We start from the raw sequence: 16,423 nt of genomic DNA on the forward strand, positions 1-16,423 counted from the left end.
TTTAGCAAACAAAATCAAAAGAGAGTAAGCTGGTTTTACCTCTTCATAGATTTTACTCGTCTAAGTGTTGATTTTATGATATTTTAGCACGGCATTTTTAATTTAAAATTTTAAGGAGTTTTTATGGGCGCGCAAGGCGGTACAATGCAAATGATTTTAATGTTAGTTATTTTTGGTGGAATTTTCTATTTTATGGTTTATCGTCCACAAGCTAAACGTCAAAAAGAACAAAAAGCACTTTTAGATAGCCTTTCAAAAGGTGATGAAGTGTTAATTAACGGTGGCTTAATGGGTAAAATTACCAAAGTAGCAGATGAAAGTATCGTTATGGCATTAAATGAAACAACAGAAGTAACTGTTCGTCGTGATTTCGTTGTGGCAACTTTACCAAAAGGTTCAGTTAAATCACTTTAATTTTTTTAAATTTTTAATACAGGATTAAATTGTGTTAAATCGTTTTCCTTTATGGAAGAACCTAATGGTGATCTTTATGGTCGCCATTGGTGCATTATATGCCCTTCCAAATTTATACGGTGAAGACCCATCAGTACAAATCTCAGGTACACGCGGTCATTCAGCCACTCCTGAAACACTTTCAGAAGTACAAAGTGTTTTATCTTCAATGAAAATCAATCCAAAAGCAGTTTCTCTTGATAAAGGCGCAATTTTAGTTCGCCTTGAAAATGAAGATGAGCAACTTCCGGTTAAAGAAAAAATTGCTGATGTTTTAGGGAATGATTATTCCGTTGCGTTAAACTTAGCACCTGCAACACCAAGCTGGCTTTCTGAAATTGGTGGTAAGCCAATGCGTCGCGGTTTAGACTTGTTAGGTGGTGTTCGCTTCTTAATGGAAGTGGATATGAATACAAGCTTAGCAAAACAGCAAGAAATTTTACAGGATAGTTTACGCACAGAATTACGCAAAGAGCGTTTGAAATATAAAGCGGTCAAAAAATTACCTAAATTTGCAACTGAGATCGTTTTTAATGATTCAGAAACAGCAGATAAGGCGTTTCGTTTTATTCGTAAAATGCACAATGATTTAGAAGTAACCTATCCATCTTCTGAAATATTGTTATTAAAACCTTCTGCAAGCAGTTTAGCTAATACACGCAGTGCTGCCATTGAACAAAACCTTTCTATTTTACGTAAACGTGTGGAAGAATTAGGGGTGTCAGAACCAACGATTCAACGTCAAGGTGCGGATCGTATTGTCGTTGAATTACCAGGTGTACAAGATACGGCTCGAGCTAAAGAGATTCTAGGTGCAACAGCAACCTTAGAATTCCGTTTAGTGAATACCGAAGCAAATCAAGGTTTGGTTGCACAAGGCATTATTCCTGCAAACTCAGAGTTGAAGCTAGATAAAGAAGGCCGCCCTGTATTACTTTTCCGTAAAGCGGAAGTCGGTGGTGAGCATATTATCGATGCAACTGCAGGTAAGGATGACAGAGGATTGCCACAAGTAAGTATCAAACTTGATAGTGAAGGTGGTAATTTAATGGCGGAAACCACCAAACGTGCATTAAAAAAACCAATGGCAACTCTTTACCGTGAATATAAAGATTCAGGTAAAAAAGACGCAAATGGTAAAGTTATCTTAGATAAACACGAAGAAGTGATTAACGTTGCAACCATTCAAGGTCGTTTTGGTAGCCAGTTCCAAATTACCGGAATTGACTCTTCAGCAGAAGCCCAAAACTTAGCGGTATTATTACGTTCAGGTGCATTGATTGCCCCTATCGTGATTGTTCAAGAACACACAGTAGGTGCATCATTAGGTGCAGATAATGTTGCTCAAGGTATCAATGCTTCATTATTAGGTTTAGCTTTAACTATCGTATTCTGTTTAGTTTATTATAAAGTTTTTGGTTTATTTGCTGCGGCTGCATTAGTGGTGAATATGGTTTTAACCATTGGCTTAATGTCATTGATCGGTGCGACGCTAACAATGCCAGGTATTGCAGGGATCGTGCTTTCAGTGGGTATGTCTGTTGATGCAAACGTACTGATTTATGAGCGTATTAAAGAAGAAATTCGTAATGGTCGCTCCGTACAACAAGCAATTAGCGAAGGGTATAGTGGTGCATTTTCAAGTATCTTCGATTCAAACTTAACCACAATCTTAACAGCATTGATTCTTTATGCAGTGGGAACAGGTCCAATTAAAGGATTTGCGGTGACACTTTCTCTTGGTGTAATGATCTCAATGTTTACGGCGATTACCGGAACTCGTATGCTCGTAAACTGGGTATATGGCGGAAAACGCGTGAAGAAACTGTGGATCTAAGGGGTAAGGAAAAATAAAATGACAACACAAAAACAACAAAATGTAGCAGATATTAAGCTTCCTTATAAACTGCTACCATTTATGAAATACCGAATGATCGGTTATATTTTTTCTCTTATTGTGACCGTACTCAGTATCTTCTTTATTGCAACAAAAGGATTAAACTGGGGGCTGGATTTCACCGGTGGTACAGTAATTGAAACAACCTTTTCACAATCGGCAGATTTAGGTAAAGTTCGCTCTGAATTGGATAAAAATGGTTATTCAAGTGCAATCGTACAAACCTTAGGTGGCACAAAAGACTTAATGATCCGCTTGCCAGCATCTGAAGCAGATAATAAAGTAAGTGCGAAAGTCATCGAAATTATTCACCAAAAAATTGATGAAAAAGCAGAGATTCAAAGTGTTGAGTTTGTAGGGCCAAATGTCGGTAAAGAGCTAACAGAAAGTGCTATTTACGGAACGTTGGCAACATTAGGTATGTTACTACTGTATGTTGGATTACGTTTTGAATGGCGTTTGGCTGTTGGTGGTATTGCGGCATTATTCCACGATGTCATCGTTACCATCGGGATTTTTTCATTCTTACAAATTGAGATTGATTTAACCTTTGTGGCAGCGATTTTATCGGTGGTGGGCTACTCATTAAACGACAGTATCGTGGTATTTGACCGTGTGCGTGAAAACTTCCGAAAAGTACGCCGTTCTAACACGCTTGAAATCATTGATATTTCATTAAGTCAGACACTTTCTCGTACATTGATGACCTCTGTGACGACCTTAATGGTACTACTTGCGTTATTCTGGCTTGGTGGTTCAACATTGCATAGCTTCTCACTTGCATTGTTAATTGGTATCGGATTTGGTACGTATTCATCAATCTATATCGCAATTTCAGTTGCTTTACAATTAGGTTTAACACGTGATCATATGATCCCACCAGTTGTAGAAAAAGAAGGTGCAGAGCAAGAAGCCTTTGTGAATTATTAAGGCTTCTTGAATAAGAGATAACGGGAGCATATCCGCAAATAAATTTGCTAATGCTTCTCTACAAATTTTTGATTACATATCATTTGATTGTAGGGGAGGATTGAATAAGCAAAGTGAATGGAATATCCTCCCGCAAATATATTTAATATCAAGGCAGATTTATTCTGCCTTTCTTTATTTAGACTAAATTTATCAACACTGGAAAAGAGTATGTTAGCAATTATATCCCCAGCAAAAACATTAGATTACAAAACCCCCGCTCCAAATTTTGCAAAAACACAACCAAATTTAACCGCTTCTAGCCAGCAGTTAATTGATATTTGTAAAAAATTATCGCCACAAGATGTCGCCAGTTTAATGAAAATCAGCGATAAATTGGCAACCTTAAACGTGGTTCGTTTTGGCGAATGGCAACTTGAACATAACGACACTAACGCAAAACAAGCCTTATTTGCTTTTAAAGGTGATGTTTACACAGGGCTTGATGCAGAGAGTTTGAATGAGGCTGAAATTAACTTTTCTCAATCTCACCTAGCAATGCTTTCAGGGCTTTATGGTTTATTACGCCCTCTGGATTTAATGCAACCTTATCGCCTAGAAATGGGGACTAAATTAGCTAATCCAAAAGGAAAAAATTTGTATGACTTTTGGGGAAATATCATTACCAAAGAAGTACAAAAAAGATTAGATGAGCAAGGCGATAACATTTTGGTTAATCTTGCGTCCGATGAATATTTTAATTCTGTGAAAACCAAAGAATTAAACGCAACCATTATCAAGCCGATTTTTTTAGATGAGAAAAACGGTAAATTTAAAACAATCAGTTTTTATGCTAAAAAAGCACGTGGAATGATGGTACGCTTTATCTTAAAAAATCAGTTAAGCGATGTTGAAAAATTAAAAGATTTCAATCTTGGTGGATACTGGTTTGATGAAGAAAATTCAACGGCAACGGATTGGGTGTTTAAACGCACTGAAATTGAGGCGTTAGCACATAAAGAGATGAATAGCTAAGAGTTGAAAATGAAAATCCTTAAATCTTTTATTTTAGTAAATTGTTGTTTATTTTTGACCGCTTGTGTGAATCAAGTTTCATCATCAAGTACTTTTCAAATTCCTAATAAAATTAGATTTGAGGGAAAAGAATATGTGAAAGCAAGCCATAATCAACTTGATGAAATGCAACATTTGTTATATTTGCCTGATGATGAAAAAGTGAATCCTGAGCATTGGCAACAGGGAATTTTGATTTTTTTGGATAAAAATAGTCAGCATAAAACCTTAGCTCAACGTCTTGCTTTGCGAGAAAAAATATTTAAACAGCAACCAAAAACCATCGCAAAATTACAGGTTGTAAATGATGAATTACGCAGTGAGATTTTATATCCACCGACTCAACGAGAACAAAACATTCAATTAGATGTGTCTCGTGGACGTAATTTAGACTGTGGTTTTGCTGAAATACAGTACGCAACCAAGCGGTCATATTTTGCAAAAAATTTACAAAATTTAACCGCTTATAAAAATGATATAGCTAAACTAATGCAAAAATTTAATCAATTAGCTTGGCAAATTGCGTGCCAATAATTATAAAAATAATATTTAAAAAGCGTATGTCATACGCACCAACAATGAAATAGATAAAATGCAACATAACGATCATATTGAAATAAATAAACAGGCAACAGAGCAATACAAAACCCTTGTCACTCGTGCTACAACACTTGCTGTTGTGGTTGCAGGGCTTTTGTTGTTATTTAAAATAGCGGTGTGGTGGATTACCGATTCCATCTCCATTTTAGCGGCAATGACCGACTCATTACTTGATGTTTGTGCTTCTGTCATGAATATTCTGGTGTTGCGTTTTGCCTTAAAGCCCGCCGATGACAATCACTCTTTTGGGCATAGCAAAGCGGAATCCCTTGCGGCATTGGCACAAGGCACATTTATTACTGGCTCAGCACTTTTCCTATTATTGCACGGCATTCAACGTTTATATGATCCACAAGCAGTACATCAGACAGAGTTGGCGATTATTGTGAGTGTGATTTCTATTATTCTGACGGCGGGATTGGTTCTTTATCAATATAGAGTCTTAAAACTGGTGCAAAGCCCTGTTATTCAAGCCGATATTTTGAATTATCAAACGGATATTTTGATGAATATTGCGATTTTAATTGCAATGGGATTAGATCTTTATGGTTTTATCTATGCGGATGCTATTTTTGCGATTGCAATTGCTCTTTATATTTTGGTCAATGCAATTAAAGTGGCTTGGGAAGCGGTGCAAATGTTATTAGATCGTGCTTTGCCAGAAGAAGAAATCAATCAAATTTGGGAAATTGTAGAACATCATCCTGATGTATTAAGTATTCACGATCTCAAAACGCGTCGAGCGGGTGCGGTGCGTTTTATTCAATTACATATGGAATTAGACGATCATTTATCTCTAGTGGAAGCCCACGAGATTACCGATAGTTTAGAGAAAAAATTGCTGTCTGCCTTCCCGCTTTCAGAAGTGATTTTACATCAAGAGCCGACCTCTGTTGTTGAAGTCGAAATGCAACAGATGAGAGAAAAAATACAACAACAATTAGAAGAGCAAGAAAAATGTACCAAGCGATAGCCAAATTTAGTTACCCTTATTTTGATGAAAACTTTACCTCATTGATTTTTAACATTGTGAATCAATGGCGAGAAAACGGGCAAATGATCGGGCGAGAAGCGGGGGTTACCCATTTTCAGTCTGTTGATGAAGCCTATTTTCAAGTGAATTTAGCCATTCCTCGTCAAGATAGCTTAATGAAAAAATATAACAGTGATGAAGTGAATGAAGCTTTATTAAATGCTGAACACTATGGTGTGAAATTATCAGGCGTTGAATTAGTTGGGAAAGATTATCGTGCTGATGTAACCAGTAATCGTGCTGAAACACTCTGTTTATTACTTTACACCACGCATTTAGACTCTTGCTCACCTGTGTTTAATAGCCACGATTTTTTACCTTTGCCTTTGTATGAAATCACGCAATCTAATCAGCAACTTTCTGCAAAAATCATTAAATGGCAGGAAGATTGGCAAGCGTGCGATCAGTTACAAATGAACGGCTCAACCCTTGAAGAAATGGCGTTAACACAAATTTCTGAACACAACAGCGAGCTTACTCAACAAGGTAGAGCGTTATGTCAGGAAATTGAAAACGTAACTAAAAAACCAACCTATTATTATTTGTACCGTTTAGGGAAAGATGCCGAGTTTGAACATAATCGTAAATGCCCAAATTGTGGGGGTAACTGGAAATTAGATGAACCCATCCACGAAATTTTTTATTTTAAGTGCGATAAATGCCGTTTAATTTCTAATTTGAGTTGGGAAGTGTTGTAATAACTGATATAATTCGCCCGTTTTTTTAATCACTTATTAAGGATATTTTTATGGCAGATTTTAATAAAATTTTAGATGCTGGCGACGTTGATGGCGGCATTATCAATGTAGTAAACGAAATCCCAGCAGGGAGCAACCACAAAATTGAATGGAACAGAGAATTAGCTTGTTTCCAATTAGACCGTGTTGAGCCAGCAATTTTTGCAAAACCAACAAACTACGGCTTCATTCCACAAACATTAGATGAAGATGGTGATGAATTAGACGTATTATTGGTTACTGAGCAACCACTTGCAACAGGTGTTTTCTTAGAAGCACGTGTAATCGGTGTGATGAAATTCGTTGATGATGGCGAAGTGGATGATAAAATTGTTTGTGTACCAGCAGATGACCGTAACAACGGTAATGCATACAAAACATTAGCTGATTTACCAAAACAGTTGATTTCACAAATTGAATTCCATTTCAATCACTATAAAGATCTTAAAAAAGCAGGCACAACACAAGTAACCTCTTGGGGCGATGTTGAAGAAGCAAAAGAAGTGATCAAAGAATCTATTCAACGCTGGAAAGATAAATAATTCGTTTTTATCAATAGACAGATAAAATGGCACAAATGATAAGTTTGTGCCATTTTTTTATTTTTAGAATTTAACTTGCGAAAAATGTGGGTCACTTCACATTTTTAGACATCTCTATTTGATAAAAAAATAACGATGAGTAATATGCGAAACAGATCTTAATATTACAATTATTTTTTAATCAAAGGAGCTCTCCAATGAAAAAACTCATCAATTCAGTTGATCTTGTATTAAAAGAGCAAATTCAGGGTTTAATTAAATCTTGTCCAAATTTAGTGTTAAATACTGAACCTGTTTTTGTGAAACGTGTTGATAGTCCAGTACAAGGAAAAGTAGCAATTATTTCAGGTGGCGGTAGTGGTCACGAGCCTATGCACGCAGGTTTTGTTGGAAAGGGTATGCTAGATGGTGCTTGTCCAGGGGAAATTTTTACTTCACCAACACCTGATCAAATGTTTGAATGTGCGATGTCGGTGGATAGTGGTGAAGGCGTTCTGTTACTTATTAAAAACTACACCGGTGATGTGCTAAATTTTGAAACAGCCACTGAATTGTTAGCGGAATGCGGTACAAAAGTTGCGACGGTATTGGTTGATGATGATGTTGCGGTAAAAGACAGTTTATATACAGCAGGTCGTCGTGGGGTGGCTAATACAGTATTGATTGAAAAAATTCTTGGTGCTGCAGCAGAAAAAGGCTATTCATTAGAACAACTGGAAGCCTTAGGTCAGAAATTAAATAATAATGGGCATTCATTAGGCGTTGCGTTGGGGGCTTGTACCGTGCCAGCAGCAGGTAAGCCATCATTTACTTTGGCTGAAAATGAAATGGAATTTGGCGTGGGTATTCACGGCGAACCTGGTATTGAACGTCGTGAGTATAAAGATTTAGATACTACTGTTGAGCAAATGTTTACCACGTTGATTGAAAATGGCGATTATCAACGTTTGATTCGCCGTTGGGATAATGAAAATTTAACGTGGCTGGAAGAACAAGTGTCTAAACAAGCTTTACAAAAAGGCGATCGTGTCATTGTCTTAGTGAATAATTTGGGCGCTGTGCCATTGTCTGAATTATACGGCGTGTATAACAAATTGACTGAATGCTGTGAAAAATTTGGTTTAACTATCGAGCGTAATTTAGTGGGCTCTTATTGTACTTCCTTAGATATGCAAGGTATGTCGATTACATTATTAAAAGTGGATGATGACGATTTAGCCTTATGGGATAGCCCTGTAAATACACCAGCAATGCATTGGGGAGAGTAGTCTATGGAAATTACAAAACAGCAGATTATTCAGTGGCTTCAAAATAGCCAGCAACTTTTTGAACAACATCAAGACTATTTAACCCAGTTAGACCGAGAAATTGGTGACGCTGATCACGGTTTAAATATGCAACGTGGTTTTGGTAAAGTGGTGGAAAAATTACCAACGGTACAAGAGAAAGATATCGGGACGATTTTAAAAACCACAGGAATGACCTTATTATCACAAGTTGGTGGTGCAAGCGGTCCATTGTTTGGCACGTTTTACATAAAAGCAAGCACCATTGTTAATGGTAAAGAAAGTCTTTCATTAGAGGAATTTTATCAATCATTGAAAGCGGGTGTTGATGGCATTGTGGGACGTGGACGTGCAGAACTGGGCGATAAAACAATGTGTGATGTGTGGTTGCCAATTCTAAATGATTTTGAGCAGATGATCGCAGAAAATCAAACGCCACAGGTTATTTTTAAAGCCCTATCAGAAAAAGCACAGCAGTATGCTGAGTCAACCATTCCTTTAAAAGCCAAAAAAGGGCGTGCTAGTTATTTGAACGAACGGAGTATTGGGCATCAAGATCCGGGGGCGACTTCTGTGAGCTATCTCTTTTTAGCGTTACATCAGGCAGCGGAGGAGTAAATGGTTAATTTTGTTATTGTATCCCATAGTGCAAAAATTGCTGAAGGCGTGGTTGAACTTGTTTCTCAAATGAAAGTGGATACCTGTAAAGTGATTGCCGCAGGTGGGCTTGATGATCCACATAATCCTATCGGAACTGATGCAGTGAAAATTATGCAGGCTGTTGAAGAGGCCTTTTCACCTGATGGTGTGGTTATTCTTGTTGATTTAGGCAGTGCTATTTTAAGTGCTGAAACGGCGTTAGATTTGCTCGAATCAGAAATAGCAGAGAAAGTAAAAATCTGTTATGCCCCTTTAGTTGAAGGTGCGTTAAGTGCTGTTGTAGCCGCTTCAGCGGGTGATAATATTGAGAATGTGATTGCGGAAGCGAATGCAAGTAGCGAATTAAAGTTAAGTTTTTCAGCTTAAGATCTCGTCATTATAAAAAGAACTATCTGTTATTAAATTTATGCTGTTGGCTAAATAATGATAGCAGATAGTTTCTCTTCTATACCATTTTTTGTTGCTAAAATAAGCGGTAATATTTTAATAAAAATTTACAAAAAAAACTTGATTTTTGTTAAGTTGTTAATCTTTAAATAGAAGTTGAAATTGTTGAATTTTCTCTTAAAATTTTGCTTTATTTTATGCTAATATTATCCGTCTTATTTAATAGGAATAACAATATTCTAAATTATATTGTTTTATAACAATATGATTTCATTATCTAATTTCATTGAAAATAAAATATATAAAGGAAATAATCAGATGACAAGTGCGTTAATGGTAACTAAACGTGATGGTAAACAAGAGCCAATTAATTTAGACAAAATTCACCGTGTAATTACGTGGGCTGCTGAGGGGTTAAATAATGTTTCAGTATCCCAAGTAGAGTTACGAGCGCATATCCAATTTTATGAAGGGATTCGTACCTCTGATATTCATGAAACCATTATTAAATCAGCAGCAGATTTAATTAGTAAAGAAACACCAGATTATCAATATTTAGCAGCACGCTTAGCGGTATTCCATTTACGTAAAAAAGCGTATGGTTGCTTTGAACCCCCTCGCTTATATGATCACGTTAAAAAATTAGTTGAATTAAAAAAATACGATAGTGCATTGTTAACGGATTATTCTTTTGATGAATGGCAAGAAATGGAAACTTATCTTGTTCACGATCGTGATATGAACTTTTCTTATGCGGCGGTTAAGCAGTTAGAAGGTAAATATTTAGTTCAAAATCGTGTGACGGGCGAAATTTATGAGTCAGCACAGTTTTTATATTTATTAGTTGCGGCAAGTTTATTTGCACAATATCCAAAAGAAACGCGTTTGGGTTATATTCAGCGTTTCTATGATGCAACATCAACCTTTAAAATTTCATTACCAACACCGATTATGTCTGGTGTGCGTACTCCAACTCGTCAGTTTAGCTCGTGTGTGTTGATTGAGTGTGCGGACAGTTTAGATTCGATCAATGCCACTTCATCAGCGATTGTGAAATATGTTTCACAACGTGCAGGAATTGGGATCAATGCTGGGGCAATTCGTGCCTTAGGTAGCCAAATTCGTGGCGGTGAGGCATTCCACACAGGGTGTATCCCATTTTATAAACACTTCCAAACGGCTGTTAAATCGTGTTCACAGGGTGGTGTGCGTGGTGGTGCGGCAACAGTTTACTATCCATTCTGGCACTTAGAAGTTGAAAGTTTATTAGTACTTAAAAACAACCGTGGGGTTGAAGACAACCGTGTCCGTCATTTGGATTACGGTGTACAGTTGAATAAAACAATGTATCAACGCTTGATCAAAGGGGGCAATATTACGTTATTTAGCCCTTCTGATGTTGAGGGGTTATATGAAGCATTCTTTGCGGATCAAGATAAATTTGATGTGCTTTATACCAAATATGAGCAAGATCCAACGATCCGTAAACGCTCAATTAAAGCCGTAGAATTATTCTCATTGTTAATGCAAGAGCGTGCTTCAACAGGACGTATTTATATTCAAAACGTGGATCACTGTAATACGCATTCACCTTTTGATCCAAAAGTTGCACCTATTCGCCAATCAAATTTATGCTTGGAAATTGCATTACCAACGAAACCATTAGAGCATTTCCACGATGAAAATGGTGAAATCGCACTTTGTACGCTTTCAGCTTTTAACTTAGGAAAAATTGAAAATCTTGATGAATTAGAAGAGCTGTCAGATCTTGCAGTAAGAGCGTTAGATGCGTTATTAGATTACCAACATTACCCAGTAGCTGCGGCTCGAATTAGCTCGCTTGCTCGCCGTTCATTAGGAATTGGCGTGATTAACTTCGCTTATTATTTAGCGAAAAATGGGGCGTGTTATTCAAATGGAAGCGGTAATGATTTAACGCACCGTACTTTTGAGGCTATTCAATATTACTTATTGAAAGCGTCAATGAATTTAGCTAAAGAGCAGGGAGCTTGTGAGTATTTCAATGAGACTACTTATGCACAAGGTATTTTACCGATTGATACTTATAAGAAAACCATTGATAGCTTAACCCAAGAGCCATTGCATTACGATTGGGAAGGCTTGCGTAAAGACATTCAACAGTTTGGTTTGCGTAACTCAACCTTGACTGCGTTAATGCCATCTGAAACCTCATCACAGATTTCAAATGCAACTAATGGTATCGAGCCACCACGTGGTTATGTGAGTGTGAAAGCGTCAAAAGACGGTATCTTAAAACAAGTTGTGCCAGATTATGAAAATCTAAGTCTTAACTATGAATTATTGTGGGATATGCCAAATAATGATGGCTACTTACAATTAGTAGGTATTATGCAAAAATTTGTGGATCAAGCGATTTCAGCAAATACCAACTATGATCCACAAAAATTCCCAGACGGCAAAGTGCCGATGAAACAGCTTTTAGCAGATTTATTAACTGCTTATAAATATGGATTGAAAACCTTGTATTATCAAAACACCCGTGATGGTGCGGATGATGAACAGAACGATCTTGATGATGGCTGTGCTGGAGGGGCATGTAAGATCTAATTAAATCTCATTGAAAAATAGGTATCTTTTTAGATACCTATTTTTTTGCTTTATACTTTAAGATTTAAGTTGATAAGTTATTTTATCATTTTCTATTTTAATCTTATTACTCTTTTCTAACTCATCAATTATTTTCTTAGCGTTAATATTTGTAGCGATGGCACGACACTGATTAGTAATCCAATTTATCAATGCTGTTTTTTTCGTAGGGCGATTTCTTTCTCTTATTTCAGTAAGTTTTTGACGAACTTTCTCGGCATTATCGCTTAATTGTATAGTAGGAAGGTTTTCAGTATTTGTTTTAGATTGAAAGGTTATTCTTTGACATTTTCGTCCGAAATGTTTGATATGCTCAATTAGACCATTAAAACCGTTATCTTTGGTAATAATATGAAACTCAATATCTAACGGTGTATTTTGCGAGAGTTGCCCAAGATAGTAAGCAAGATGAAAATCAAGGTTATTTGGGCCACTAGTATTCAGTTTGATGATTTTGAGGTCAATAAACTCATTGATAACTTGATCGCCCAACTTGATATTAGGATTACGCGGGCCACAAAAAATAAAAATTTTCTGATAAATAGATAAATCCACGCTTTCTAATGTGCCGATATTTTCATAATCAATAAAGCTCCAAATCATAGTTACCTCTATTATCTTCGTATTTAATGATATTAAGATTATAGCCCTTGTTTTTTAATCAAGCAATTTCTCCCAAAGCTCTCCTGCTTCTGGCAAGCAATTTACACTGATAGGGTTACCTTGATATTCAAAATCAAGTTGGTAAGCGTGTAGATACACTCGATCAGCTTTTTCACCACCGTACAGTCGATCTCCTAAAATGGGGCTACCTAAACTTTTCATTGCAACACGGAGTTGATGTGTTTTACCTGTCTTAGGTTGCAGAATAAAATGGCGTAGTTTAGGTTCAATAGACACTGAACGAAATTGGGTAATCGCAGGATTTTGTTTGCTATGCGTCAATTTCCAAGCACCATTTCGGGAACGCTCCATATCGCCAATAATTTTTCCCTGTTTCTTTTTCGGTTTTTCAGTGGCTAATGCCCAATAGGTTTTTTGAATTTGATGATTTGCAAAAAGTTGTGAAAAAATGACCGCTACTTCACGCTTCAATGCCAAAATCAATAGCCCAGAGGTTACTTTATCAAGGCGATGTACCAGCCAAACTTGCTCTAAGCCGAGTTGTTGAGCGAGTTGAGTCGTTAAACCAGTTTCTTCATCATCTTTATGAACACTGATTCCAGCAGGTTTATTGATAATAATAAAATCATCGTTTTGATAGCAGATTGTAAATGTTGTCATTGTTTTTTGTTATACTTATAAAAGAAATTTATGACGTATTGTAACAAGGAATAGAAAAATGGCATTAAAAATTTATTTAATCAGACACGGTAAAACTCAGTGGAATTTAGAAAGACGTATTCAAGGTTCGACTGATATTGAGCTTGCTCAAGAGGGCATTGATGATGCCAAGAAAGTGGGACAAGTGCTGGCTCATATTCCTTTTAAAGCTTGTTATTCCAGTATGTTAACTCGTACTCATCAAACAGCACAGCATATTATTGGTGAGCGAAAAATTCCGCATTTTCATCATAAAGGATTAAATGAATTTGGATTTGGTTTATGGGAAGGGGTTAAATCAGACGATTTACAAGAAAATCAAGAATACCAATTATTAAGATCGCAACCTAAATTTTACACCGCAACTGAAAGTCAAGGCGAGCAAATGATTGATTTTAAAGAGAGGGTTATGCGAGCTTTTAATGATATTGTTGAGCTTCATCAAGCAGAGCAAGAGGTAAATATTTTGATCGTGGCTCACGGTATGACATTAACGTTATTAACGGCGATTATCAAAGGTTTGCCTTGGTATGAATTTAGAAATACAGAGTTGCACCAATTTGTGGATAACACGTCAGTTAATATTATTGAAGTTACGGGGAAAAAAGCTGAGTTAGTGGTATTTAATCAAGCAATTTAGTGGTCTGAGTATTTAATTTATTCGTTTGACTGAGAAAAAGAAACGGGCAAAAGTAGAGTATCAAAAACGATGCTAAGAGGTAAATCAATGGTAGCCAAAATAGAAAATAGGCTACCTTGTTGTAATAGTTCAAGATCGTTTTTTGTACCTGAATAGGGGGATAAATTATTTTGCGTAATGCTGACCACGGTGCCATAAGCGGTCAGATTTAAGAGAAAAATTGCAAAAATAATTTTTTTGATGAATTTTGTCATTAAAATAAAAATTACACCGCTAATTCTGCTTCATTACCACGATCTTGCAACCATTTTTTGCGATCTTCAGAACGTTTCTTCGCTAATAACATATCCATTATCTCAAAGGTGTTCGGCTCAGCGACCATTTCACTTTCTTGTGCATTTTCATCAAAAGTAAGTTGCACTAAACGGCGAGTACTTGGATCCATCGTGGTTTCACGCAACTGGCTTGGGTTCATCTCACCCAATCCTTTAAAGCGTTGTACGTTTGGCTTGCCACGTTTATTCGCAAGGCGAGTTAAAATAGCCTCTTTCTCCGCCTCATCTAAGGCATAATGCACTTCATTTTTACCGATATCAATACGATAAAGCGGTGGCATTGCAACATAAACGTGCCCTTGTTTAACCAATTTTGGAAAATGACGTAAGAATAACGCACAAAGTAGGGTAGCGATATGTAAACCATCCGAATCCGCATCGGCAAGAATACACACTTTACCGTAGCGTAATTGCGTTAAATCATCACTGTCAGGATCGATTCCCAAAGCAACCGCAATATCGTGGACTTCACTTGAAGCAAGTACTTGATCAGGTGAAACTTCCCACGTATTCAAAATTTTACCTCGCAACGGTAAAATCGCTTGGAATTCTTTATCACGAGCCTGTTTTGCCGAACCTCCCGCAGAATCCCCTTCCACAAGGAAAAGTTCAGTACGACTTAAATCCTGTGCGGTACAATCGGCAAGTTTTCCAGGTAGAGCTGGACCACTGACTAATTTTTTACGCACCACTTTTTTAGAAGCACGTAAACGACGTTGGGCGGAACTGATCGCTAATTCAGCGATTTGTTGCCCTGCCTGTACATTTTGATTCAACCATAAACTAAATGCATCTTTAACAATATTTGACACATAACTTGCTGCTTGGCGAGAAGATAGACGCTCTTTGGTTTGCCCCGCAAATTGTGGATCTTGCATTTTTAGAGAAAGCACATAACTACAACGATTCCATACGTCATCAGCAGTCAATTTCACACCACGAGGTAATAGATTTCGGAAATCACAGAATTCCACCATTGCATTTAATAAGCCTTGTCGTAAGCCATTAACGTGTGTTCCGCCCTGTAAGGTTGGAATTAAGTTTACATAGCTCTCAGCCACTAATTCGCCATTTTCAGGTAACCAGCTCAATGCCCAGCTTAATGCATCTGTTTCTTCTACAATATCCCCTGTAAAAGGCACTTCTGGTAAGGTATCATATTCGTTAAGTGCGTCTTTTAGGTAGTCTGATAAGCCATCTTCATAATACCAAGTTTCTTGAATATCATTAATATGATCCGTAAAATTGACGGTTAATTTAGGGCAAAGCACCGCTTTGGCACGCAATAAATGGCGTAAACGGCTCACAGAAAACTTGGCTGAGTCGAAATATTTAGGATTTGGATAAAAACGAACAGTCGTTCCTGTTTCACGTTTTAAACATTTTTTAATTACTTGTAGATCTTCGACTTTTGCACCGTTTGAGAAAGCAATAGTATGCACTTTGCCATCACGCTTGATTGTGACTTCAACACGCTCTGAAAGGGCATTGACCACTGATATCCCTACACCATGCAAACCACCTGAGAAGGTATAGTTTTTATTAGAAAACTTACCGCCTGCGTGTAATTTGGTTAAAATCAATTCAACTCCTGAAATTTTTTCAGATGAGTGAATATCGACGGGCATACCACGCCCATCATCAATGACTTCCAACGAATTGTCTTTATGCAAAATGACATCAATCCTAGTTGCAAATCCTGCTAATGCTTCATCGACACTATTATCAATGACTTCTTGTCCTAAATGGTTAGGACGAGTTGTGTCGGTATACATTCCAGGACGAAGTTGCACAGGTTCAAGATCTTTAAGAACGGTTATCTCATCTGCATCGTAACGTTTTTCTGCCATAAATAAATTTTCTCTGATTTGGGTATGATAAAAAATAAGGTGTGATTTTAACGAATTGCAACAAAAGTC

General features: G+C 37.0%; 17 protein-coding genes. 13 read left to right on the top strand and 4 right to left on the bottom strand.

Annotated elements, in window-relative coordinates; genetic code table 11:
* Positions 1-123 precede the first annotated feature (123 nt).
* From yajC to nrdA, 12 genes are all read left to right on the top strand, one after another.
* On the top strand, positions 124-414 hold the full coding sequence (gene yajC / locus DYE60_RS01630) for a preprotein translocase subunit YajC (protein ID WP_115314889.1): 291 nt from the start codon (positions 124-126) through the stop codon (positions 412-414).
* A 31-nt stretch (positions 415-445) separates the two neighbouring features.
* Complete coding sequence (gene secD, locus DYE60_RS01635) at positions 446-2,290, top strand: protein translocase subunit SecD (protein WP_115314890.1); 1,845 nt, start codon at positions 446-448, stop codon at positions 2,288-2,290.
* Between the two features lie 18 nt (positions 2,291-2,308).
* On the top strand, positions 2,309-3,280 hold the full coding sequence (gene secF, locus DYE60_RS01640) for a protein translocase subunit SecF (RefSeq protein ID WP_115314891.1): 972 nt from the start codon (positions 2,309-2,311) through the stop codon (positions 3,278-3,280).
* Between the two features lie 210 nt (positions 3,281-3,490).
* Entirely contained in the window at positions 3,491-4,294 is an 804-nt protein-coding gene (yaaA, locus tag DYE60_RS01645; protein ID WP_115314892.1) for a peroxide stress protein YaaA, read from the top strand.
* Positions 4,295-4,303: 9 nt separating this feature from the next.
* Complete coding sequence (locus DYE60_RS01650; protein WP_115314893.1) at positions 4,304-4,867, top strand: ABC transporter ATPase; 564 nt, start codon at positions 4,304-4,306, stop codon at positions 4,865-4,867.
* Positions 4,868-4,925: 58 nt separating this feature from the next.
* A complete protein-coding gene (locus tag DYE60_RS01655) occupies positions 4,926-5,906 on the top strand; it encodes a cation diffusion facilitator family transporter (protein WP_115314894.1) in 981 nt (326 codons plus the stop codon).
* Positions 5,891-6,664: a Zn-ribbon-containing protein gene (locus DYE60_RS01660; RefSeq protein WP_115314895.1), complete on the top strand. Its 774-nt coding sequence runs from the start codon at positions 5,891-5,893 to the stop codon at positions 6,662-6,664. Before DYE60_RS01655 ends, DYE60_RS01660 begins: the two co-directional genes overlap by 16 nt.
* Before the next feature lie 50 nt (positions 6,665-6,714).
* Positions 6,715-7,245 carry an inorganic diphosphatase gene (locus tag DYE60_RS01665; protein ID WP_115314896.1) on the top strand — a complete coding sequence of 177 codons (531 nt, stop codon included), beginning with the start codon at positions 6,715-6,717 and terminating at the stop codon, positions 7,243-7,245.
* 197 nt (positions 7,246-7,442) lie between these two features.
* Positions 7,443-8,513 (top strand): dihydroxyacetone kinase subunit DhaK, encoded by a 1,071-nt coding sequence (gene dhaK, locus DYE60_RS01670; protein WP_115314897.1) that lies wholly within the window; start codon positions 7,443-7,445, stop codon positions 8,511-8,513.
* A gap of 3 nt (positions 8,514-8,516) precedes the next feature.
* The gene (gene dhaL / locus DYE60_RS01675; RefSeq protein WP_115314898.1) at positions 8,517-9,149 is read left to right on the top strand and encodes a dihydroxyacetone kinase subunit DhaL; all 633 of its coding nucleotides are present in this window, start codon (positions 8,517-8,519) and stop codon (positions 9,147-9,149) included.
* Positions 9,150-9,557: a dihydroxyacetone kinase phosphoryl donor subunit DhaM gene (dhaM, locus tag DYE60_RS01680; RefSeq protein WP_115314899.1), complete on the top strand. Its 408-nt coding sequence runs from the start codon at positions 9,150-9,152 to the stop codon at positions 9,555-9,557.
* A 339-nt stretch (positions 9,558-9,896) separates the two neighbouring features.
* On the top strand, positions 9,897-12,167 hold the full coding sequence (gene nrdA, locus DYE60_RS01685; protein WP_115314900.1) for a class 1a ribonucleoside-diphosphate reductase subunit alpha: 2,271 nt from the start codon (positions 9,897-9,899) through the stop codon (positions 12,165-12,167).
* Between the two features lie 57 nt (positions 12,168-12,224).
* Here the strand turns inward: nrdA and DYE60_RS01690 are convergent, their stop codons facing one another.
* Together DYE60_RS01690 and DYE60_RS01695 are read right to left on the bottom strand one after the other, a co-directional pair.
* The gene (locus DYE60_RS01690; RefSeq protein ID WP_115314901.1) at positions 12,225-12,809 is read right to left on the bottom strand and encodes a PIN domain-containing protein; all 585 of its coding nucleotides are present in this window, start codon (positions 12,807-12,809) and stop codon (positions 12,225-12,227) included.
* A 54-nt stretch (positions 12,810-12,863) separates the two neighbouring features.
* Complete coding sequence (locus DYE60_RS01695; RefSeq protein ID WP_115314902.1) at positions 12,864-13,490, bottom strand: TIGR01621 family pseudouridine synthase; 627 nt, start codon at positions 13,488-13,490, stop codon at positions 12,864-12,866.
* Positions 13,491-13,548: 58 nt separating this feature from the next.
* Here DYE60_RS01695 and DYE60_RS01700 point away from each other — a divergent pair, with 58 nt between their 5' ends.
* Positions 13,549-14,169 (top strand): histidine phosphatase family protein, encoded by a 621-nt coding sequence (locus tag DYE60_RS01700; protein ID WP_115314903.1) that lies wholly within the window; start codon positions 13,549-13,551, stop codon positions 14,167-14,169.
* Between the two features lie 17 nt (positions 14,170-14,186).
* Here DYE60_RS01700 and DYE60_RS01705 read toward each other — a convergent pair whose 3' ends face one another.
* Complete coding sequence (locus tag DYE60_RS01705) at positions 14,187-14,423, bottom strand: YceK/YidQ family lipoprotein (protein ID WP_115314904.1); 237 nt, start codon at positions 14,421-14,423, stop codon at positions 14,187-14,189.
* 11 nt (positions 14,424-14,434) lie between these two features.
* Positions 14,435-16,354, bottom strand: coding sequence for a DNA topoisomerase IV subunit B (gene parE, locus DYE60_RS01710; protein ID WP_115314905.1), 1,920 nt, complete (start codon positions 16,352-16,354; stop codon positions 14,435-14,437).
* Between the last annotated feature and the right edge of the window lie 69 nt (positions 16,355-16,423).

Source organism: Phocoenobacter uteri, assembly GCF_900454895.1.
GTDB lineage: Bacteria > Pseudomonadota > Gammaproteobacteria > Enterobacterales > Pasteurellaceae > Phocoenobacter > Phocoenobacter uteri.

What these genes read in the sequence shown, in the direction of transcription:
- dhaK (WP_115314897.1), top strand. Translation starts at nt 7,443, where the DNA reads ATGAAAAAACTCATCAATTCAGTTGATCTTGTATTAAAAGAGCAAATT.
- dhaL (WP_115314898.1), top strand. Translation starts at nt 8,517, where the DNA reads ATGGAAATTACAAAACAGCAGATTATTCAGTGGCTTCAAAATAGCCAG.
- DYE60_RS01700 (WP_115314903.1), top strand. Translation starts at nt 13,549, where the DNA reads ATGGCATTAAAAATTTATTTAATCAGACACGGTAAAACTCAGTGGAAT.
- DYE60_RS01660 (WP_115314895.1), top strand. Translation starts at nt 5,891, where the DNA reads ATGTACCAAGCGATAGCCAAATTTAGTTACCCTTATTTTGATGAAAAC.
- secF (WP_115314891.1), top strand. Translation starts at nt 2,309, where the DNA reads ATGACAACACAAAAACAACAAAATGTAGCAGATATTAAGCTTCCTTAT.
- DYE60_RS01655 (WP_115314894.1), top strand. Translation starts at nt 4,926, where the DNA reads ATGCAACATAACGATCATATTGAAATAAATAAACAGGCAACAGAGCAA.
- DYE60_RS01650 (WP_115314893.1), top strand. Translation starts at nt 4,304, where the DNA reads ATGAAAATCCTTAAATCTTTTATTTTAGTAAATTGTTGTTTATTTTTG.
- DYE60_RS01665 (WP_115314896.1), top strand. Translation starts at nt 6,715, where the DNA reads ATGGCAGATTTTAATAAAATTTTAGATGCTGGCGACGTTGATGGCGGC.
- dhaM (WP_115314899.1), top strand. Translation starts at nt 9,150, where the DNA reads ATGGTTAATTTTGTTATTGTATCCCATAGTGCAAAAATTGCTGAAGGC.
- DYE60_RS01705 (WP_115314904.1), bottom strand. Translation starts at nt 14,423, where the DNA reads ATGACAAAATTCATCAAAAAAATTATTTTTGCAATTTTTCTCTTAAAT.
- nrdA (WP_115314900.1), top strand. Translation starts at nt 9,897, where the DNA reads ATGACAAGTGCGTTAATGGTAACTAAACGTGATGGTAAACAAGAGCCA.
- parE (WP_115314905.1), bottom strand. Translation starts at nt 16,354, where the DNA reads ATGGCAGAAAAACGTTACGATGCAGATGAGATAACCGTTCTTAAAGAT.
- yajC (WP_115314889.1), top strand. Translation starts at nt 124, where the DNA reads ATGGGCGCGCAAGGCGGTACAATGCAAATGATTTTAATGTTAGTTATT.
- yaaA (WP_115314892.1), top strand. Translation starts at nt 3,491, where the DNA reads ATGTTAGCAATTATATCCCCAGCAAAAACATTAGATTACAAAACCCCC.
- DYE60_RS01690 (WP_115314901.1), bottom strand. Translation starts at nt 12,809, where the DNA reads ATGATTTGGAGCTTTATTGATTATGAAAATATCGGCACATTAGAAAGC.
- DYE60_RS01695 (WP_115314902.1), bottom strand. Translation starts at nt 13,490, where the DNA reads ATGACAACATTTACAATCTGCTATCAAAACGATGATTTTATTATTATC.